The sequence below is a fragment of the Oceanobacillus sojae genome, assembly GCF_007991515.1.
GTDB classification, from domain to species: domain Bacteria; phylum Bacillota; class Bacilli; order Bacillales; family Amphibacillaceae; genus Oceanobacillus; species Oceanobacillus sojae.
This window is the reverse complement of sequence record NZ_BJYM01000001.1, coordinates 51,489-73,436: the sequence shown is the minus strand read 5'-3', so window position 1 is coordinate 73,436 and position 21,948 is coordinate 51,489. Positions and strand designations below refer to the sequence as shown.

At 37.9% G+C, this 21,948-nt stretch carries 19 protein-coding genes and 1 other RNA gene; 14 read left to right on the top strand and 6 right to left on the bottom strand.

Annotation, left to right across the window (positions count from 1 at the left end; all coding sequences use genetic code 11):
• Positions 1-5 precede the first annotated feature (5 nt).
• The 7 genes from OSO01_RS00405 to nth all read left to right on the top strand — a co-directional run bounded on the left by OSO01_RS00405 (position 6) and on the right by nth (position 9,434).
• Complete coding sequence (locus OSO01_RS00405; RefSeq protein WP_147207763.1) at positions 6-1,193, top strand: CCA tRNA nucleotidyltransferase; 1,188 nt, start codon at positions 6-8, stop codon at positions 1,191-1,193.
• Complete coding sequence (locus tag OSO01_RS00400; RefSeq protein WP_147207762.1) at positions 1,169-2,149, top strand: biotin--[acetyl-CoA-carboxylase] ligase; 981 nt, start codon at positions 1,169-1,171, stop codon at positions 2,147-2,149. The genes OSO01_RS00405 and OSO01_RS00400 overlap by 25 nt, the downstream gene beginning before the upstream one ends.
• On the top strand, positions 2,139-4,988 hold the full coding sequence (gene dinG / locus OSO01_RS00395; protein ID WP_147207761.1) for an ATP-dependent DNA helicase DinG: 2,850 nt from the start codon (positions 2,139-2,141) through the stop codon (positions 4,986-4,988). Before OSO01_RS00400 ends, dinG begins: the two co-directional genes overlap by 11 nt.
• Positions 4,989-5,934: 946 nt before the next feature.
• Entirely contained in the window at positions 5,935-6,450 is a 516-nt protein-coding gene (locus OSO01_RS00390; protein ID WP_147207760.1) for a hypothetical protein, read from the top strand.
• A 143-nt stretch (positions 6,451-6,593) separates the two neighbouring features.
• A complete protein-coding gene (gene asnS / locus OSO01_RS00385; RefSeq protein WP_147207759.1) occupies positions 6,594-7,886 on the top strand; it encodes an asparagine--tRNA ligase in 1,293 nt (430 codons plus the stop codon).
• Between the two features lie 206 nt (positions 7,887-8,092).
• Positions 8,093-8,779: a DnaD domain-containing protein gene (locus tag OSO01_RS00380; protein ID WP_147207758.1), complete on the top strand. Its 687-nt coding sequence runs from the start codon at positions 8,093-8,095 to the stop codon at positions 8,777-8,779.
• Between the two features lie 4 nt (positions 8,780-8,783).
• Positions 8,784-9,434: an endonuclease III gene (gene nth / locus OSO01_RS00375; protein WP_147207757.1), complete on the top strand. Its 651-nt coding sequence runs from the start codon at positions 8,784-8,786 to the stop codon at positions 9,432-9,434.
• 72 nt (positions 9,435-9,506) lie between these two features.
• Here nth and OSO01_RS00370 read toward each other — a convergent pair whose 3' ends face one another.
• Both OSO01_RS00370 and recU read right to left on the bottom strand, forming a co-directional pair.
• A complete protein-coding gene (locus OSO01_RS00370) occupies positions 9,507-12,410 on the bottom strand; it encodes a transglycosylase domain-containing protein (protein WP_147207756.1) in 2,904 nt (967 codons plus the stop codon).
• Positions 12,411-12,427: 17 nt separating this feature from the next.
• Positions 12,428-13,006 (bottom strand): Holliday junction resolvase RecU, encoded by a 579-nt coding sequence (gene recU, locus OSO01_RS00365; protein WP_147207755.1) that lies wholly within the window; start codon positions 13,004-13,006, stop codon positions 12,428-12,430.
• A gap of 818 nt (positions 13,007-13,824) precedes the next feature.
• Here recU and OSO01_RS00360 point away from each other — a divergent pair.
• The 6 genes from OSO01_RS00360 to OSO01_RS00335 all read left to right on the top strand — a co-directional run bounded on the left by OSO01_RS00360 (position 13,825) and on the right by OSO01_RS00335 (position 17,150).
• On the top strand, positions 13,825-14,040 hold the full coding sequence (locus OSO01_RS00360) for a hypothetical protein (protein ID WP_077603002.1): 216 nt from the start codon (positions 13,825-13,827) through the stop codon (positions 14,038-14,040).
• Between the two features lie 129 nt (positions 14,041-14,169).
• Positions 14,170-14,526, top strand: a complete 357-nt coding sequence (locus OSO01_RS00355) for a YppE family protein (RefSeq protein ID WP_147207754.1) — start codon at positions 14,170-14,172, stop codon at positions 14,524-14,526.
• Positions 14,527-14,565: 39 nt separating this feature from the next.
• On the top strand, positions 14,566-14,958 hold the full coding sequence (locus tag OSO01_RS00350; RefSeq protein WP_147207753.1) for a cytidine deaminase: 393 nt from the start codon (positions 14,566-14,568) through the stop codon (positions 14,956-14,958).
• Positions 14,959-15,130: 172 nt separating this feature from the next.
• The gene (gene gpsB / locus OSO01_RS00345; protein ID WP_077602999.1) at positions 15,131-15,442 is read left to right on the top strand and encodes a cell division regulator GpsB; all 312 of its coding nucleotides are present in this window, start codon (positions 15,131-15,133) and stop codon (positions 15,440-15,442) included.
• Between the two features lie 57 nt (positions 15,443-15,499).
• An RNA gene (gene rnpB, locus OSO01_RS00340) (RNase P RNA component class B) lies at positions 15,500-15,884 on the top strand.
• Between the two features lie 135 nt (positions 15,885-16,019).
• Positions 16,020-17,150, top strand: a complete 1,131-nt coding sequence (locus tag OSO01_RS00335; RefSeq protein ID WP_147207752.1) for a THUMP domain-containing class I SAM-dependent RNA methyltransferase — start codon at positions 16,020-16,022, stop codon at positions 17,148-17,150.
• A 342-nt stretch (positions 17,151-17,492) separates the two neighbouring features.
• Here OSO01_RS00335 and OSO01_RS00330 read toward each other — a convergent pair whose 3' ends face one another.
• The 4 genes from OSO01_RS00330 to OSO01_RS00315 all read right to left on the bottom strand — a co-directional run bounded on the left by OSO01_RS00330 (position 17,493) and on the right by OSO01_RS00315 (position 20,327).
• A complete protein-coding gene (locus tag OSO01_RS00330; protein ID WP_371863276.1) occupies positions 17,493-19,166 on the bottom strand; it encodes a b(o/a)3-type cytochrome-c oxidase subunit 1 in 1,674 nt (557 codons plus the stop codon).
• A complete protein-coding gene (locus OSO01_RS00325; RefSeq protein ID WP_147207750.1) occupies positions 19,147-19,680 on the bottom strand; it encodes a cytochrome c oxidase subunit II in 534 nt (177 codons plus the stop codon). Before OSO01_RS00325 ends, OSO01_RS00330 begins: the two co-directional genes overlap by 20 nt.
• An 18-nt stretch (positions 19,681-19,698) precedes the next feature.
• Entirely contained in the window at positions 19,699-19,809 is a 111-nt protein-coding gene (locus OSO01_RS00320; RefSeq protein WP_147207749.1) for a cytochrome c oxidase subunit 2A, read from the bottom strand.
• A 317-nt stretch (positions 19,810-20,126) separates the two neighbouring features.
• A complete protein-coding gene (locus tag OSO01_RS00315; protein WP_077602992.1) occupies positions 20,127-20,327 on the bottom strand; it encodes a cold-shock protein in 201 nt (66 codons plus the stop codon).
• A 644-nt stretch (positions 20,328-20,971) separates the two neighbouring features.
• On the opposite strand from OSO01_RS00315, the gene OSO01_RS00310 reads away from it, so the two are divergent.
• Positions 20,972-21,925, top strand: a complete 954-nt coding sequence (locus tag OSO01_RS00310; protein WP_147207748.1) for a thymidylate synthase — start codon at positions 20,972-20,974, stop codon at positions 21,923-21,925.
• Positions 21,926-21,948 lie beyond the last annotated feature (23 nt).

Below are 21,948 nucleotides of genomic sequence, written 5' to 3'. Positions count from 1 at the left end.
AAGATATGCTACCATTCGTATTTCAAAAGGCGGCAGAAGTTATATCTATCATAGAAAAACATCAATACGAAGCATACTTTGTCGGCGGGTGTGTACGTGATTATATTATAGACCGTCCCATTCACGATGTAGATATCGCAACATCTGCTACTCCTGCAGAAATTCAGGAAATCTTTCCAAAAGTAATTCCAGTGGGATTGGAGCATGGTACAGTTATTGTCAAACACCACCAGGAATCCTTTGAAGTGACCACTTATCGGACAGATGGAACATACACCGACCACCGCCGGCCGGATAAGGTTCATTTTGTCCGGAATATCAAGGAGGACCTCAAACGCAGGGATTTTACTATGAATGCAATTGCTATGAATGTAAAGGGAGAAATCGTGGATCCTTTTGAAGGAAGAAAAGATATTTCCCAAAAAAGGATTCAAACTGTCGGGGAAGCTGCAGACCGTTTTGAAGAGGATGCTTTACGGATTATCCGTGCTTTGCGTTTTTCCAGTCAGTTAGGATTTTCCATTGAAGAAGCAACAAAAGAGGCGATGGGAAAATATAAGGCATTAATAAATAAACTGGCAGTGGAGCGATTAACCGTTGAATTAGAAAAGCTGTGTGCAGGGATTTTTTATACAAAAGCAGTTGATTATATCTTTGAATTAGAGCTTTATCATTACCTGCCAATTTTTAAAGATGTACCTTTGCTCCTCAAACAAATAGAGCCTGTTTCTTCTCTTGCACCTGTTTTTGCATTTGTTGAGCTGAAGAGCTCCTCCATCACTGCAGCAGATTGTGTGAAAGCTTACAAATGTTCGAATCAATTAAAACAACAGGCCAATATTCTTGTAGATGCCTATCACCGCTATAAGCAGTGTGGAATAGATGCATGGTTTGTTTATCTCCTGCCTGAAGAGCAATGGGATTTTTTTGTATACTTAGTAAAACAGACAGATAAAGAAATAATAAACATACAAGAGCTCCGTAATATTCAGAAGCGGCTCTCTATTTCATCTAAAAAAGAGCTGTGTTTGAATGGACATGATTTAATGCAATGGTTCCCTGAGCGTACTAAAGGAAAATGGATAAAGGAATTGTTAGATGAAATAGAATATCAAATTGTTACCTCTAAGCTGGCGAATGAAAAATCGAAAATAAAGGACTGGATACAATGGAATCAACCCGATCAAGATTGATAAAGCTTTTATCCGAAAATAATGCGGGCTATATCTCCGGTCAAGCACTCTCTGAGAAATTAGGAATTTCCCGGAATGCGATTTGGAAGCATATGAAAGATTTAGAAAGTGATGGTTATACAATTGATGCCATACGGAGCAAAGGGTATCGGATTGTTTCATTTCCGGATAAAGTCAGCAGTAATACAATTCGCTGGGGATTGGAAACGAAATGGCTGGGACATCATATTATCCATAAAGAATCAACACCGTCAACACAATTAATTGGACATGAGAGTGCCCGTGAAAACGCTCCTGATGGTACAATAATAATTGCTGAAGAACAGACAGCCGGCAGAGGGAGAATGAAAAAGAATTGGTTTTCTGATAAAGAAGGTCTGTGGACTACTATTCTGCTCCGTCCGCCCATTCCTCCGAATAAAGCTTCGGAACTGACGCTGTTAACTGCAGTAGCGTTAAGAGACGCATTACATCAGTTAACAAATTTGTCTATTGGCATTAAATGGCCAAATGATTTATTAATTGGAGATAAAAAGCTATGCGGCATTTTAACAGAAATGCAAGGAGAGCAGGACCGGATTAATTATGTTTTAATCGGCTTCGGTTTAAATGTGAATCAGGATGAAGCAAGCTGGGACGCGTCCATTCGGAATATTGCAACCTCATTAAAAATAGAATCAGGGAAAGACTGGGATAAGAAAGAAGTCATTCAAACAATATTAACGTATTTTGAAAATACATATGAGATGTATTTAAAGGACGGATTTAAAGTCATTAAATCCAAATGGGAAGAAAATGCCTTTAAAATAGGTGGAGAAATTAAAATAAAAACATTTCATGATGAATGGACAGGACGTTTTTTAGGAATTTCAGACGAAGGAGCTTTAATCGCAGAAGCAGCTGACGGCAGTCCTGTAACACTTTACTCCGCAGAGATTTCATGGTTTGACAGATAGAAAAAATCAAAAAAAGAATGGAGGTGGTCTTCTGAGATATGTTGTCATTGATTTAGAAACAACTGGGAATTCTCCGGCAAAGTCAGGAAAAATTATTGAAATCGGTATGGTTGTAATTGAAAATGAGGAGATAAAAGAAACGAAAACAACCCTGCTTAATCCAAATCAGCCGATACCGCCATTTATTTCTAACTTAACAGGAATTCATAATGAAGAAGTAAAGGATGCGCCGTTATTTATTGATAAAGCAGAGAAAATCATTCGTATTTTACAAGACAGTTATATTATTGCACATAACGCAAACTTTGATGTCGGGTTTCTTAATATGGAGTTAGCAGCCAATGGTTATCCGGAATTAAAAAATCCGGTTCTGGATACAGTGGAGCTGTCCAGAATATTATTCCCGACTATATCGAGCTATAAATTAAGCCACTTAGCAGAGCATTTTGAGCTGCATCATGATGACCCGCATCGCGCTTTATCTGATGCATATGTAACAGCAAAGTTATTTTTTAAGTTAAAAGAGAAATTAGACCATCTCCCGTATGAAACTTTGTATAAGCTGAAAAATCTGGAAGAAAAATTACAATCAGATTTAGCAGTTATACTTGATAACCGCTTAGAAGAATTAGCGTTCCGGGAGCATCCGGACAATCAAATAAAACATTACCAGGGTCTTGCATTCCGTATGTCCGAAAAAGAGACAAAAGCTCTGTCTGAGATAGATAAATCGTTTGGGGAATACTTAGACAATATTTATCAGGAGCAGGGTGCACTTTCAAAAGCTTTTTCTTCCTATGAGCCAAGGGAAGGTCAGCGGCAAATGTCTGAAACGATTTATGATGCCTTTTCTGCTAAAAAACATGCTTTTATCGAGGCGGGCACAGGAACAGGTAAATCCTTAGCTTATTTGTTGCCGGCTGTTTATCAAGCTATTACCAATAAAGAACGCCTAATTATCAGCACTTATACAACACAATTACAAAGCCAGCTGCTTGAGGAGGAAATTCCTTTGTTAAAAAAGGTGATTGACATCCCTCTCCGGGTAGCTTTAATGAAGGGAAAAAATCATTATCTAAATCTGGAAAAGTTTCTTTATGAGCTTGATTATGGCTCAAAGGATAATTATGATTTTGTTTTAACAAAAGCGATATTACTCGTATGGATTACGGAAACAGAGACAGGGGATATTGATGAAATTCAATTACCGGCAGGAGGCTATATTTTCTTTCAAAAGGTTTCTGCTGATGTAGAAAAGACAATTAATCCGAAATCTCCCTGGTTCCATCATTCCTATTATCAATTAGCCAGACGAAGAGCTCAAAAAGCAGATATCATTATTACAAACCATGCGTTACTGTGTACAGATATGTTTAATGACTATGCTTTTTTACCAGGCTATCAAAAGGTTATTATTGATGAAGCGCATCATTTTGAAGAGACGGCTTCACATCATTATGGACTAAAACTTGATTACATACAGATGCAATTTACATGCAACTATTTAGGAACTGCTGACGAGGATAAACAGTTTAATGCGGTCTTGAAAGCAACTGATATGAGTCAAAAAGAGGAATTGATTGATAAATGGAATGCAGCTATCAAAGAAGCTAAATATGATATTGACGAACTTTTTCATCTTATTGAACGCTTTGTCAGGGCACAGCAGAAAAACGATAAAGCAACAAGTGATTTAGGAAGAGTACAGTATCGTATCAAGCCAGAAACTTATCAGCAGGATACCTGGCTGCTGGCCGAGGATATTGCAGCACGCCTGCGAATGCATTTTCGGAAGCTCTTGGACGTTCTATCCAGATTAGTGGATGAGTATTCCTTGGATATTGGAGATGAGAAACAATTTCTTGAAGACATTGGACAAATGCAGGACGTATTAGAAAAATATATAGATGATTTAAAAGTGATGTTTCAGGAGCAAAATGAAGTAGAGCTGATTAAATGGATAGAGGTAGATTTAAAAGGGAAGCACCACAGCGTGTTTCTTTACAGCGAGCCGTCTAATATTGCACCAATATTGGCCGATGATTTCTTCTCTAAAAAAGAAAGTGTTATTTTTACAAGTGCAACATTAACAATGGGAAGTTCATTTAAATTTATCAAAGAAAGACTGGGAGTATCTGAACAGGATTTGTTAACAGAGCAGATTGCTTCACCATTTCATTACGATAAACAAGTGCAGCTACTAATACCAACAGACTTCCCGAATATTAGATATGGAAATATAGATGATTTTGTTTATGCAGTTTGTGAAGCGATATTATCGTTAGCAGAGGTAACTTCAGGTAGAATGCTCGTCTTGTTTACTTCTTACGATATGCTGAGGAAGGCAAATGATTTATTAAAGGAAATGATAACAGAACAGCAATACGTCATCATCGCTCAAGGTGTGACCAGCGGCAGCCGCAGCAGGCTGAAAAAGAATTTCCAATCTTATGATCAGGCAATACTTCTGGGAACAAGTTCCTTCTGGGAAGGAGTAGACATACCTGGAGAAGATTTATCAGCACTTGTAATGGTCAGGTTGCCATTTCAGCCGCCGAATCATCCTGTATTTGAAGCGAAGTCGCACCAGTTGAAGGAAGATGGAAGAAATCCGTTTATGGATTTATCTCTACCACAGGCGGTTATTAAATTTAAACAGGGATTTGGACGGCTGATCCGTTCCTCAAACGATAGAGGAATCGTATTTATTTGTGACGGACGAATCAAAACAGCAAAATATGGAAAATACTTTTTAGAGTCTATTCCAGAAGTACCTGTTCACTATGAAGCAACACGTCATTTGATGAGTCACGCAGAAAACTGGTTCCATCAACAGTGAAGGTTAATGAAATGAATTAAAAATTAGAATAGGCGGTAACTCAACTTTCACACTTTAAAAAGTAATTTCCTATCTACAGGAACAGGGGTTGATCATTTTTTTCCATATAAAAGATAGAAGGTAAAGTGTAAAGGCGACCGCTACGGCGGACCGTTTTTCTTTCCTAGGGGCACGCTCTTCAGCTAACTTTTGCCAAGAAGAGCACTTGGCAAAAGTGGATCTTCAGATGGTGCTGATCCCTCAGGAGTCAAAACTGTCCGCCTCCGCTAGTAAGATATTCTATACTGAAATAACCGAACAAATAAAAGACAGATCTGACAGAACAAATTTTTCATGTTGCATGGTAAACATGCTCAGTAATCCTTATTTTTGGTGCATGAAGGCTATTCTCGATATGAATTATTTATGTTGTCATGATTTGAACTGCTAAAAACGATGATTTCATCTAACTTCATCAGGCTATTATTTCTTCCATATGCTGTAGAATCCTATTAGAGCGCAGGCCAACCACGTAGACTCCTATGGGAACAGGGCGAGCTGAAGATCCACTTGAAAAGCGGGTTTCTTTTCAAGTTAGCTGAAGCCGTCCCCATGGAAAGCGGAGTGGTTGGCCGGAGCGGAGCTATACACAATAACCAGTTCAAAAAATAAAAAGATGAGTTAACTAAAAGCAAGCATGTTAATAGAGGCCATGTACATCCTGGAACAGCAAGATTAGTATGTTTATTCTTAGGTGCGAAAGTGGAGGTAGTAATAAAACTAGCTGTCGCCTTGTTTTTCCGGAGTGGCTGTGATTACCCTGAAACCATAAGTAATCGTGGCCAGTGTCCCGGAGCTTTTCTGATTAGACATTATAATTTTAACGGTATTTGTTTACAGAAACCATACATCTAGGTATAGTAAATGATGAAAGAAAGATAATCTTATAAGAAACGGATGGAATGAAATGAGGGAATCAAATAACAGATGGGTATTATGGACGCTTATCATCATTACTCTCCTCTTGCTTGCAGGAATAGGCTATAGTATTTATTTATATCAAGCAATCAACGATAGCCGTAACGCAGGATTTGATGACACAAAAAATCAAATAGAAAATCAGACCTCTTATCACAATGTTCATTCGATACAAGGCTACTATGGAGAGAATAACTATCATGTATTCTACGCAAGTAATGAGGACAATGAGGAACGGTTAATCTTTCTGCCTTTAGAAGGCGAAGAACGCGAATTAATTGTTATTAAAACGGAGGATATGATGAGTGAAGAAGCTATTTTAGACGCTTGGTCATCCAGCTGTGATTCATGCAAGTTTGCTGATATCAGCCCTGCATACGAAGATGGACAGGCTCTGTGGGAAATTACGTACCATGATAAAGATAACAGGTTTGTCATGGATTATTATTCTATTGATGGACAGAGTTTAGAGGAAAGATACACATACAATAAAATGTTTCCCTAAGCAAAAAAGGGGTTATACCAAAGGGATTAGTTAAAAAGGTTACCCATATTAAAACCATCATTAATTTTAGCAATATTTCTTGAAGCAGCTAAAAGAATAAAACATTTTGTAAAAAGCATTAATAATAAGTGGAGGATTTTAAAATGAAGATAACAATTCAAGAAGCACCAAAACATGTGAATGAGGAGGTAACAATCGGCGGCTGGCTGGCGAACAAACGCTCAAGCGGTAAAATTGCCTTTTTACAGCTTCGTGATGGTACCGGGTTTATGCAAGGTGTTGTGGTGAAAAGCGATGTTTCTGAGGAAGTATTTTCAGAAGCTAAAAACCTGACACAGGAGACATCTCTATATGTTACTGGAAAAATTGTAGAGGATACACGATCTGATTTCGGTTATGAGATGCAGGTAAGTAATCTGGAAGTAATTCATGTAGCAACAGATTACCCGATTACTCCCAAAAATCATGGTACAGAATTTTTGATGGATCACCGTCACCTGTGGCTCCGCTCTAAAAAACAGCATGCTGTTATGAAAATTCGTAACGAAATTATTCGTGCTACGTATGAATTCTTTAATACAAATGGTTTTGTAAAGGTTGATCCGCCAATTTTAACTGGTGCATCTGCTGAAGGCACAACCGAGCTTTTCCATACGAAATATTTCGATGAAGAAGCATATCTATCCCAAAGCGGACAGCTTTATATGGAAGCTGCAGCAATGGCGTTAGGAAAAGTATTCTCATTTGGTCCTACATTCCGTGCTGAAAAATCTAAAACAAGAAGACACCTAATTGAGTTCTGGATGATTGAACCGGAGATGGCGTTTATGGATCATGAGGACAGCTTAAAAGTACAGGAAAACTACGTAAGCTTTATCGTTCAATCTGTATTAGAGAACTGTGCTTTAGAGCTTAAAACATTAGAAAGAGACATATCCAAGCTCGAAAATATCAAGGCTCCATTCCCGCGAATCAGCTATGATAAAGCTGTAGAATTCTTAAAAGAAAAGGGCTTTGATGATATTGAATGGGGAGAAGACTTTGGTGCACCACATGAGACAGCAATTGCTGAAAGCTTCGACAAGCCTGTTTTCATTACAAATTATCCGAAAGACATTAAAGCATTTTATATGAAGCCGGATCCTGAACGTTCCGATGTTGTTCTTTGTGCCGATTTAATTGCTCCGGAAGGTTATGGAGAAATTATTGGTGGATCACAGCGAATTGATGATTTAGAATTAATGGAGCAGCGTTACAAAGAGCATGGGCTTACCGGGCCAGCTTATGAATGGTACCTGGAGCTGCGTAAATACGGCAGTGTTCCTCACAGCGGATTCGGATTGGGATTGGAAAGAACTGTAGCCTGGTTATCAGGGGTGGAACATGTTCGTGAGACTATTCCGTTCCCAAGACTGCTAAATCGCTTATATCCTTAAGGAAGAAGGAATCTATGTAAAGAATTACAGCTCCAAGCTGTTTATTTTTAGTGTTTGGAGCTAAATATAACTATTTTTTGATAAACAGTTATCAATATAGCGTGTTTATATTATTTTATGATTTTCTCTAAATCCCTTGCTTTTTAAGCGGGGGTTTCCTTTCGTAGTTAAGAAAAAATGCTATACTGTTATCTGAGGTGCTAGAAATGACAAAAATTAATTATCAAGATATTATCCAGGATCAAATGCCTGTCTCAAAAAAACTGCTTACCACCTATTACAAATTAGGTCTTCATGAAACAGAACTTATTTTACTTTTACAGCTTTCGCGCTTTGCAGATGAAGGAAATCATTTTCCTACTCCTTTTGAGTTGGCACAGTCAGGAAGCTTTTCCGAAGAACAAGCAGCCAGCATGCTGCGAAAATTAGTGCAAAAAGGGTTCCTGTCTATTGAAAAGAATGATTCTGAAAAAACGCCTATCAGTGAATCATATTCTTTGGAACCTCTGCTTGAAAAACTATATGATGAAGATGTATCTGTGATAACACGTGACGAAGAAAATATAGGAAATATCTTTATCTTATTCGAACAGGAATTCGGCAGACCCTTATCACCATTTGAAATAGAAACTATTAACAGCTGGTTAGACCAGGATAGCTTAGAACCTTCATTGATAAAAGCGGGACTACGGGAATCAGTACTTATGGGCAAATTGAACTTTAAATACATCGACCGTATTTTAAGAGAATGGAAGAAAAAAGGGATTCATACGGTACAGGATGCCAGAAAAGCAAGCCAGCAATTTCATCAGGGCAGAGCAAATGATAATAATACAAACACACGCCCTAAAAGAGACACATCCTTTTATTACAATTGGCTAGAAGGAGATTAAAATTATGCTGAACAATACACAAATCAGACATTGTTTAGATGTCATGGCGGAAATGTTTCCAGATGCAGAGGGAGAGCTTGTCCATTCAAATCCATTTGAATTAGTAATTGCTGTTCTGCTGTCTGCACAATGTACAGATAAACTGGTTAATAAAGTAACAGCAGACTTATTTAAAAAGTACAAGACTCCAGAGGATTATCTTGCTGTTCCTTTAGAAGAGGTGGAAAATGATATTCGTTCTATCGGATTGTACAGATCAAAAGCAAAAAATATTCAAAAGCTTTGCCGTACATTAATCGATGAATACAACGGAGAGGTTCCGCAAACAAAAGAAGAATTAGTTAAACTGGCTGGAGTTGGCAGGAAAACAGCAAATGTTGTGGCTTCCGTTGCATTTAATGAACCTGCAATTGCCGTTGATACTCACGTTGAACGTGTATCCAAGCGGCTAGGAATATGCAGATGGAAGGATAGTGTCATAGAAGTAGAAAATACGCTGATGCGAAAAGTACCGAGAGATGAATGGAGTGTAACGCATCATCGGATGATTTTCTTTGGACGCTATCATTGTAAAGCAAGAAATCCTAATTGCCCAGAATGTCCATTATTGGATATCTGCCGAGAAGGTAAAAAGAGGATGAAGAAAATAGGGTAATATGTTTTTTTCGCAAAATTATCTTTACAAAAAAACAATCCCGCTCATAAAAGAGTCGGGATTGTTTTTTTGTTACTCATTATTTGATTCGTCTTCACCCTGGTCAGAGGAGTCGTCAGGAGTTTCCTCTTCAGAATTTGAACTATCTTCTTCTTCTTGTTCTGTTTCATTTTGTTCTTGAGATTCACTCTCATTATTCTCGGATTCATTATTGTTATTTTCTTCCGTTGAATCATTATTTTGATCGGTGTCCTCAGTTGAGTCCGAATCCGATTCAGAATCTGATTCATCCCCATTTGTTTCTTCATCAGCAGGAGGCTCTTCCTCTTCAGGTTCTTCTTCCTCTGCTTCAGAGACGGTCACACTTGTAGATGCTGAAGGACCCCGAATTTCATTATCTTCCTCACTGATTGGTGTAACAGTAATATTGTAATCTCCCGGTGTAACGCCGCTTACACTGATACCTTCAGAACCGACGTTTTCCGTTTCACCATTCACGCTTACTTCAAAGCTGGCTGAAGGGCCGTCATAACTCCAGGAAACATTAATCGTTTCATCACCATCAAACTCAGCAGATAAGCCGGAAACGCCTGGTATCTCTTCGGTCTCTTCTTCTTCTTCGTCTTCACCAGGAACCTTGACCGTTGTTGTAGCAGGGTCACTGGTTAATGAGCCTCTCTCAGCAATAACCTGAATGGTATATTCAGCACCTTCTTCAACGTCTGAAATCTCCATGGATGTGTCACTTGTAGAAGAGAGGGACTGCATACTGCCTCCATCAATGCTGGCACTTACATCAAAGCTGACATCTTCATCTGAATCAGTATCATAATCCCAGGATACTTCAATGGAATTATTATCTTCATTATAGCTTGCAGACAGACCGCTTACTGCATCTAATTCTTCATAGCGCTCAGAAACCTTCGTTGGCTCTGTACCTTTAACAAACAGCTCCGTAATTTTATTTTCGCTTGGAGTACTGTCACTTGCCAAAGCAGCCGGATTTGTTCCTTTTTCTACAGTAACATCTACAACAGAATCAGGGCGGGTAAAGTCAGCCGTTTCGATTCCTTCAGATAAATGTCCCATTGTGTTGCGGAACATTTGCTGAGAAAGACTAGTATCCTGCAATGGAACACGCCTTGTTTTATCTTTTCCGGTTTCAGGATCTTCATAAACTTCATAGCCACCAGTCCAGGCTGCTATCGTGTAATTTGTCGTATAGCCGACAAACCAGGAATCCGGGTTTCCTTCCTGTTTATCCATTGTGGTAGTTCCTGTTTTCCCTGCAACATCTAAACCTGGGACAGCTGCGTTGGTACCCGTACCAGAGCTTACAACTGATTTCAGCATGTCAGTTACCATATAAGCAGTATAATCTTCCATGACTTTTTCTGAATCAGGCGTTAAATCAACTACCCGGCCATCTGGAAATTCTACTTTTGTTACTGCATAAGGCTCTGCATATTCGCCATTATTACCGAATGCTCTGTATGCACCAGCCATTTGCAGTGGACTAACCTGTGCACTTGTTCCACCGATTGCATCACGGACATCCAAAGTACCTTCATCAAATTGAATTCCCAGCCGCTCGGCAAATTCCTTCGAGTTTTCCCTGCCGACTTCTTCCATTAATTTGACCGCTGGAACATTCAGGGATTGCTGTAATGCATATCGGGCTGTCACCCAGCCGTTATAGCTTCTGCCGGCATTTCTGATCGGATTGGAGCCTTCGATTTCATAAGGACCATCATCATCGAGCTGGTGGTAGGTGGACATCTGATTATACTCAATAGCCGGACCATAAGACATAAATGGTTTCACCGTAGAACCAGCTTGTGGATTTCCATTTATCGCATAATTAAAACCGACTTCATTATTCAGGTTGCCGCCAATTGCCTTAATTGCTCCTGTCTGTGTATCCAGAACAACCATTGCTGCCTGTGTATTATCTGGATAACTGATTGGTGATTCTTCCTCTGAAAGCATGCTTTCAACATATGGCTGTGCATCCGGATCCAGTGTTGTATATACCTTTAACCCGTCTGAGTCAAGATTAACATCATCTAATTTTTCTTCAATCTCACTGCGAACCTGGTTAACAAAAGCATCATATGGTGTTGGGTCAGGACGGCTTTCATTTAATAGGGAAGCAACGTCAACACTTCTTGCTTCATCAGCCTCCGCTTCGGTAATTTTTCCATGACGTACCATCAGATTTAATACCGTGTTCATCCGTTCTTCCGTTAGTTCCGGATTTTCAAATGGATTATAGGCTGTTGGACGCTGCGGTAACCCAGCTAAGATAGCAGCCTCCGGCAAGGTAAGATCATTTAAATCTTCTTTTCCAAAATATGTTTTCGCTGCTTGAGCAACACCATAAGAATTCGCACCGTAGAAAATACTGTTTAAGTACATTTCCATGATTTCTTCTTTACTGTATTCTCTTTCCAGCTTCATAGCCATCCACATTTCCTGGACTTTAATGCTTATCTTTTTCTCGTTGCTTAAAAATGCACGCTCGACAACCTGCTGCGTGATTGTACTTGCACCTTGGGAGCCAAAACCTCCAGTAAAGTTGCCCTGTATTGCGCCGCCGATACGCTTGAGGTCTATTCCGTTATGATCAAAAAATCGGACGTCCTCTGTAGCTGTAACAGCATCGATAAGTAAATCCGGAAGCTCCTCAAACTTTACTTGTGTCCTTTTTTCATCTGAACTAAAATCGCCAAACTGATCGCCGTTTTCATCATAAAGTGCAGATGAAAAAGGTATGTTCAGCTTGTCTTCTTCAATGTCAGGTGCTGTAGCAATCCAATACGCACCGACAGCAGCACCGCCTAAAAATAAAATCAGAAATAATAAAAGGGCTACCTTTATAATTTTTTTCCAAATAGGCTGTTTCTTTTTCTTCTTTGTTTTTTTACCTTGCTGCTTTCTTCTGGCAGCTCTTGACTGGCTATTTTGATCGGCCATTTTTTATACCTCCATATCTATAGGTAGAGCTTATCAACTACTGATAAAAAATCAACCTTTTTCTGATAGTGAAAAGGGATTTCATATCCCAACTGTTTGATATGTTCATAAGAAATTGATTTCTTACCACCATTAAATTGCTCCTGCCAGCAAACAAATAAATCCTTTGCATCGAATAGATAAGTTTCTTCGTAAGCTCTAAAACGTAAAATAATAAAACTGATTCCTCCATGCTTTATTATTTGCTGCATATGATGAACCTGATGTTCATGAATGTTTGCAAGGGGGAAGGAAGTCTTGTTTTTTGTTTCCTTTGCCTCAAAATCAATATACTTTCCTTTATAGACCCCATTGTAATCAGTGGTTGATGCCTGCTTAAAATATGCTTCTGTGATTACTGCGGCACTCCGCTTTGGGTAATGAACATTTACAATCTGCACAGGTGTCGGTTTTTTATGAATGATTGCCTGACCCTGTATGCGATAATAATCTGTGGTCTCATTTATTTCTTCCTCAAGTGTCATTCCTCTCCTGCTAAAACTAGTTTGCTTTGGTTTTATGGTTAGTGATTTCCGCTGACCATTTGGGTAATTCATGTTTTCTTGCCTCCTAACACGTATATCCTAAATGAAAAACAGCAATATGAAAACATTACTGTTTGAATCAGGATAAATATAAAACCAGTACATCCTATATTATAGTACAAATTCAAGAAGGAAACTAATCAGAGCGTATGAAAATCTTTAAAGTTATGTACAAAATATGGAGAAATAAAACCACCCTCCTTTACTTTAACCATCCATAAAGTTACGGCTGCAAACAGATATTCTTTAGGGTCAATAATAAGAAATGTGGAAATCACATGCTACCTGGTGTATGAACCTGGTTACACCAAAGAATGAAGTTTGCCTTGAATTTTGTATTTTTGATGATGTTAAGAAACCTAATTATCCCCAGAGCAGCACAGGTCCGGGGAATATAATTAGGTTATCTGATTAAACCATACTTCTAAAAGTTACGTGGAAGGGCGGTTAGGGCCAGCCACTTTTTTATCTCTTGTTTTTTCATTGTTATTTCTTTTGTTTGAAGCATTTGTTTTTTGCTGTGCTTTTGATGGTCTCATGGAAATAACCTCCTTTTCAAATTTTAAACCTCTGAGAAGAATGAAAACCTCAGACGAAATGAAGTTTCACTATATAGCTTGTCTAATTTTGTGTAAATCATTACAGATTTGCACTAGTTTTGTTTTGATTATTCTAGTTTTGTCGAATGGGAAGGAGGTTATCATTTTCTCGTGGAATACATAGCACATCAGGTTTTAAATAGTACGATTTTATTTCAGTTCCAGTCTCATTTCAACGGGCCTGACTGAATGAAGTTTCACTCTATCTAAAAAACAGGAGGAGAATAAAAAATGCTTCTTTCAAAATCAATCATTCCTGAGGAAAACGGTGGATACAGCAAAGCGGATATGGAGAAACAAATAGAACAGATTCAGGAACAGCTCGCTCTCATTCATCTCAAATTAAAAGCGAACGTAGACAGTGAGGTATGGGTGCAATTTCAAACAAAAACGAATAGTTTAAAACAGACAGAGCTGGAATTCCAGAGATTAAAGCAGCTTTTATAGTATGTTGTTCATGACTTTTCTATCTATTATATGATAAAATTCACCTGAAGAGGATGTTCAAAGAGCTTATATAAAAACATGCTATATTCTTAGGTGAACATGCAGTTTGAAATTGAAGGATGACGAATAATGAATCTAAGTGAACAAACAGAGAAATTAAATCAATATTTAGAGGCACTGCGGAAAAGATTCGAAAAAGGTGAAGCTCCAAGTGATCGGAAAGACCGCGAATTTTTTAATATGGTAAAAGAAGAGACAACACCTATTTATAATTTATTGGAAAGCTGGGAAACAGATGCTCTGGCTGTAGTAAAGGAAAGAAAAGCATCTGTTCACCCAAATCAGATTCAATCAACACGGGAAAATATGGAATTACTGTTGATGCATAGTTATTATTTGGATGCCAGAAGAAAGAGATATATGGAATTGTATACATCTATCCGATACGTTTTTGATTTATTATTGGATACACTTGAAGAGGGTTAATAAACAAATAGACAGCTTTGTTTGTAGGGGGATTTTCATATGAAAGAAAAATTACTGGAAGAAGCAATTCAAATCAGATCAAGAGCTTATGTACCATATTCACAATTTCCGGTAGGTGCTGCATTATTAACAAGCTCCGGTAAAATTTATACTGGCTGCAATATAGAAAATGCTGCTTACCCATCTACCTGCTGCGCAGAACGTGTAGCAATTTTTAAAGCAATTTCAGACGGGGAAACAGAATTTGAAGAAATGGCTGTTGCAGCAGATACAAAACGTCCTGTACCGCCTTGTGGAACTTGCAGACAGGTAATGAGTGAATTTTTTGCACCTGACATGAGCATTCACTTAACGAACTTAAACAAAGATGTTCAAACACTTACGACGGATCAATTATTACCTTTTTCATTTCAGAAGGAAGATATGGACTAAAAAAAGGGGATTTAAACTCTAATTGTTTAAGAGATTTTTAAATTTTAGAAGGAGACTGATATTCAGTTTCCTTTTTTATGTTATAATAACTTTAATATTTATTAAATAATGGTAAAATGAAAGCATATGATAAAAAAAGATACGTATAGTATATTGCAGAGGTGATTTTGAAATGAGTATTGACCGTATTCAACTAAATGGAAAGAAAATTTTAGAAAAAGATTTTAAAACAGGAATTAGAGGATATTCTCAAGAAGAAGTAGATGAATTTTTAGATATCATTATTCAGGATTATGATAATTTCAAACAGGAAATTGACCGTTTAAATGAAGAAATTGAGAAATTGAAAAATAACCGTCCGACAGAAACACCGAGAGCGCGTTCAACACAGCCGAACTCACAGGTGAATTATGATGTTTTAAAACGCTTATCTAACCTGGAAAAAGCAGTATTTGGAAAAAGATACGCGGATTCTGAAGAATAAGCAAAAGGATAATTGATTTATCTCTAAAATTCTGCTAAAATATTTTAGGTTACTTAAATGCCTATGTAATCGCTATGTCCATTTTGGATGTAGAGGAAAGTCCATGCTCACACAGGCTGTGATGCCTGTAGTGTTCGTGCTTGATGAAGTCATAAGTCAAGGTAGTTTGTATAAACTAACGGCAGACAAGCTGTACTAAGTCACTTATAGTGATATGTCAGCTGGTCTTGAAGGTGCCACAGTGACGTAGCTGGTTTGGAAACATACCAGGTGGAACGAGGTAAACCCCGCGAGTGAGCAACCCAAATAATGGTAGGGGCATCCTTTAGTAGGGAATAGAACTGAACAAGGGACAGCAATAGCTGTAGATAGATGATTACAACCGGCGTACGAGGTTTGACCACCGCTCGCAGTACAATGGAACAGAACATGGCTTATCGGGCATTTAAAGGTCGTACCAACGAACAGATTCTATTTCCAATTAAATGAAATAGAATCTTTTTCTTTTTAAAGGGTGTTCAAAAAGTCCTTTTATGGAAAAGACTATACTAAAATGATAACCGAGAGGATATTAAAAATGAAACAAGTAACTTTAATTGCTACAGCAGCGATGGGACTTGAATCAATTGTTGCAAAAGAAGTAAGAGACCTGGGGTATGAGGCTACTGTTGAAAACGGAAAAGTTATTTTTGATGCACCAATTTCTGCAATTCCCAGATGTAACCTGTGGTTAAGAACAGCTGACCGCGTGAAAATTCTTGTCGGCAAGTTTCAGGCCAAAACATTTGATGAATTGTTTGAGCAGACAAAAGCACTTCCCTGGGAAAGCTATATCGATGAAACAGGACAAATCCCTGTTTCCGGAAAATCAATTAAATCCACTTTATACAGTGTTCCGGATTGTCAGGCAATTGTAAAAAAAGCGATTGTAGAACGAATGAAATTAAAATATGGTCTCATCAACAAGCTGGAAGAATCAGGAGCGCTCTATAAGACAGAGATTGCGCTGTTAAAGGACGAAGCAACATTGACTATCGATACATCAGGCGCAGGCTTACATAAACGCGGCTATCGTGTCGGGCAGGGGGAGGCCCCTCTAAAGGAAACCCTTGCTGCATCATTAGTTCTATTAACAAACTGGAAGCCTGATCAGCCTTTAATTGACCCATTCTGTGGTTCGGGAACTATCTTAATAGAAGCGGCCTTAATTGGCCAAAATATTGCGCCAGGATTTAATCGGGAATTTGCTTCTGAAGAATGGAGTTTAGTAAAACAGAGACATTGGGATGCTGCTTTTGGAGAAGCTGAAGAGCTCGCTAATTATGATCAGCCATTATCTATCACCGGTTCAGACATCAGTCATCAAATGATTGAAACTGCACAAGCAAATGCCCTGGAAGCAGGACTTGGAGATTTAATCCAGTGGAAGCAGATGCAGGTCAGTGATTTGACCATTAAACAAAAAGATGGCTATCTGATCAGTAATCCGCCGTACGGACAACGGTTAAGTGATAAAGAAGAGGTAGAAAAGATGTATCAGGATCTGGGTGGTATTATGCAAAATCATCCATCCTGGAGCACATACATCATTACAGCCTATGAACAATTTGAAAAAGCATTTGGAAAAGCCGCTACCAAGAAACGCAAGCTGTTTAATGGTTTTATTCAGACGAATTATTACCAATACTTTGGTAAAAAAGAAGATTAAAAACTACATTTTAAATTAAATAAAATCATCCGCTTTGATTAATCTTTTTCAAAACGGATGATTTTTTTGAGGATCTTATAAAATTTGAAATTAAATTTACTCTGCTAAATGAAAAGAGAATCTACATTATTCTTTTTTTCCTTGCTCAGACACATATTTTCGTGCTAACCATTTAAAGAATTCTTTTTCAGCCTGTGTCAATTCCCGATTCAGTTTGTATTTAAAATCACTTGCGAGGTTTTCGTATATATTTTTATTCATGATTATATTGAATTACTTTCCTCCTATTTATGCTCAACAATCCGGTCCAATTGCAGAACGTATGCTTTTAGTTATCATCCCTTATAAAATATTATCAAATGGAGGAGATCCCGGCGGTGCATTTTGAATAATATCTATCATTGGTATCGTATAAGCGAATAAAATTAAAGCAATTGTAATACCAATCCACAGCTTCCAATTTTCCATCCATGATGGGGTAGGCTGTGCATCTTCTTCTTCCTCAGCAATAGGGAATTCTTCTTCTCCTTTAGGAGCAAAAGCTAATAATTCCATAAAGATATATATCATCAGGACAATGCCGATAAACAAAAGGGTTCCTCCAACTGCCTGAGCAGTCTGATAGCCGACCCATTCAGCAGCTTGTTCTGTACCACCGTATTCGGAGAAAGAAGATCTTCGTGGTCCGCCTAAGAGTCCTTGAATATGCATCGCTCCGGACATAATCAGCATACCTACAGCCCATATAATAGTCTGATAAATACCCAGCTTGTGAATCTTCGGAGTAAGCTTTCTGCCAGTTAAATGAGGAATGAGCCAATAGGCAATTCCAAAGAAAGTAAGCAGAACAGTTGTTGCAATGGTTAAATGAAAATGTCCAGTTACCCAAATCGTATTATGGACAAGCGTGTTTAATTGGTGAGATGCGTTAATAATACCGCCTGCTCCACCAGGAATAAACGCAACCATACCGGCAAAAGGAGCTACAAAACGGACATCCTTCCAAGGCAATTTTTTAAACCAGTCGAACAACCCTGTTGCGCCTTGTTTTCTGCCGGTAGTCTCAAACATGGCAAACATCGAAAATGCTGTCATTAAACTTGGTACAATAACCATAAAGGTAAGAACTACCTGAATAAACTTCCACGTTGGATCAATACCCGGCTCTGTAAGCTGATGATGGAAACCAACTGGAATAGAGAAGAACAAGAATAAGATAAAGGAAAGTCTTGCTAAAGAATCACTAAATATTTTTCCGCCAATGATTTTAGGGATAATTGCATACCATGCCATGTAGGCAGGTAATAACCAGAAATATACGAGCGGATGGCCAAAATACCAGAATAGCGTACGGCTTAATAAAACATTAATTGTTTCTGTATAACCTAATGACCATGGAATAAACTGTACAAGAACAGTTACAGCAACTCCGAGAGAACAGATAACCCACATAATCATATTAATTGTAACCATAAAAGCGAGAAGCGGTGTTTTCTGGTTTGGATGTGCTTTTTTCCAAACATAAACCTGATGCCAATTAACAAGAGCAGCAATCCATGTTCCAACTACAACAAGTGCAAGACCGATATAAAAGATAGGATGCGCTTTTAGTGGTGCATAGAACGTATATAGAACGTTTGCTTCCCCAAGTAAAATGGCTGTTCCAGTTAAAGCTGTTCCAATCGTCATCGTCCAAAAAGATAACCAGCCAAGTTTCCGTTGCTTATCAGACATACCGACTGTTTTACCTAATAAAGAATATTGAAATCCAATAATGAAAAAGGTTGTCAGTACTAATGCCAGGATAACGCCGTGTAAAGTAAGTATTTGATAATAGCCGATTCCAAGCGGAAGTTCAAAATCTCCTGAACGTACCAATACCTGTAATAACCCCATTAATCCACCGATAAATAATGAAATAAATGCAACATACATAAAGGAAAGATATAATTTCGCTTCTGGTTTTGCGATACTTAAGGGTGTCAAATTAATTTCTTCATTCTGCTGCTGTTTCATTGCCAGACTCATCGTCAACCACCTCCACTGTTGCATGCATCATGTGATGTCCTACACCACAGTATTCATTACATAATAATGTGAATTCCCCAGCTTTATTAAGCTGAACTTCCATACTGCTGATATATCCAGGCTCTACCATCATATTGACATTAGTGCCCGCTACATTAAATCCATGAATAACATCTGTTGAGACTACCTGAAATAAGACAGTAGACCCTTTAGGAATTTCTATATGAGAAACTGCATTGCCTTCCTCATCACTTCCTAAATCATAGTTGAATGCACTGGCAACAACATTGACAATATATTTATCATCATCTACCTGTGTAATCCCCAGGTTTTCTCTTTGAAATGCTTCATTAGCTTCCACATTTTCAGGGTCAATCGTTACTCCATGGCTTTGAGGATGTGTTCCTAAATAAAATGCTCCAAATCCAAGTATTGCTAGAAACAATACAAGGGATGCCCCGCCGAAGATAAGCCAAATCTTCTCGTATTTGTGTAAATGCATGCTCTTTCTCCTCCTTCTTTATCGCGACAAAAATAATAAAAATACTGCAAACCAGCTGATAAGAATAATAGCTCCTATAGTGATTACTGAAAAAAGTGTACCTTTTAAATTAGGATCAGATTTTTTCATGTGATTCACCCCTTCTGTAACTTCTTTCCTATATGACTATCATATCGAAAAGAAGGCCTGTATACAGTGTCATTACTGACTTTTCACATTTTGTTCAAATATTCACAAGTAGACTGGCTTAATCATTTTACAAACTTTTTGGTTTGAAAAGTTTATGACATTTTAATGAATAAAGTAATAAAATCATTGACAAAATATCATGTTTTAAAATCTGGATTTATGCCTTTATAAAGGAGAGGAAGAGGATAATATGTAAGAGGGACAGTAAAAAAGCAGAACCCCATTTTAGGATTCTGCTTTTAATCTATGATGATATTTTATCTTTTTACAACATTTGCAGCTTGTGGACCACGTTCACCTTCAACGACGTCAAAGGAAACTTCCTGTCCTTCTTCTAAAGTTTTAAAACCTTCTTCTTGAATAGCAGAATAATGTACGAAAATATCATTCCCTTCCTCTAGTTGAATAAACCCGTAACCTTTTTCTGCATTAAACCATTTTACTACTCCGTTTTCCATGTTAAATTTCCTCCTAAATACTTCCACGTAAAACGCGTGTGATTACAAAGCAGAAGAACGAAATATGAAAAAAGGCAGCTTCCGATAGAAGAACGGGATCATAATCATCCACTTCTGTCTATCGAAGCTACCTTTACATTCTAATGATTCCGTACCATCTTCTTTGCTTGTACCCATATTAGCTTAATTTTTTTACACAGTCAAGAAATCCTGACTATTTTTATAAAATAATCAAAAGGTTTTGAATTTATACCTGTTTCTTCTTCATTGAATTTATTTATTTTAAAGTTGAGAAATATACAGGGAACAAATTTCTGTTATAATAATGATTGTTTAAAGGTTGAATTATATGTTCCACTCAAGACGAATAAAGAGAGGTTTATGCAACCGCTACAGAAAAACACTACGCTTTCCGTGGGCTTGAGCTCAGCCTCCTCGAAAAAAAGAAGTTCGCTTTTTTTCTGCGGGGTCTTCCCACTGCGCTTTCCCACAGGAGTCTTCGTGTTTTTCTTTCGCTAGTTATAACGTTAACCTTTCTTGGTTTACTTTTATTATTAAAAAGAGACATGTAATTTAATAATTCAAATTATATCAGCAAAAGAAGTTCCTACATATAGGAGTCAAAATATAGAGGAGGATTATGGATGCAAGGAGAACAAGGTTATATAGAGCTGTGCCGAAAGATATTAGATGAAGGACTTAATCGTGATGACCGGACAAATACGGGGACATATTCGATTTTCGGACATCAGATTCGCTTTGATTTACAAAAAGGATTTCCATTATTAACTACGAAAAAGGTTCCATTCCGCTTAATTGCTACAGAGTTATTATGGTTTATTAAAGGAGACACAAACATCCGCTATTTACTAGAGCATAATAATAATATCTGGAACGAATGGGCATTTGAAAAATGGATTAAAAGCTCGGAGTATACAGGGCCGGATATGACAGATTTCGGTATACGCAGTCAGAAGGATGCAGCTTTTAAAGAGCTGTATGATCAGCAAATGGAGCTGTTTAAAGAGAAGATATTAAATGATGATGCATTTGCCAAAAAATACGGAGATTTAGGATCTGTATATGGAAAGCAGTGGAGAAAATGGGAAACTTCAAAAGGCGAGTCGATTGATCAATTGAAAGAAACTATTGAAGCTATTAAAAATAATCCTAATTCCAGACGTCATATTGTATCTGCATGGAACCCCGGGGATGTTCCATCTATGGCTTTGCCGCCATGCCATACACTATTTCAGTTTTATGTAGCAGACGGAAAATTATCCTGTCAGCTGTATCAGCGCAGTGCTGATGTATTTATAGGTGTGCCCTTTAACATTGCAAGCTACGCACTGTTAACACATTTAATTGCCCACGAATGTGGTTTGGAAGTAGGAGAGTTTGTTCACACCTTTGGAGATGCGCATATCTATTCCAATCATGTAGATCAAGTAAATCTGCAATTAGAAAGAGATATCCGGGAGCTGCCAGTATTAAAAATAAACGCAGAGGGAAAATCTGTTTTTGATATCGAAATTTCCGATTTGAAAATCGAAAATTACAATCCACACCCTACTATTAAAGCACCGATTGCTGTTTAAATGCTGCAACTACAAAGCTTGGA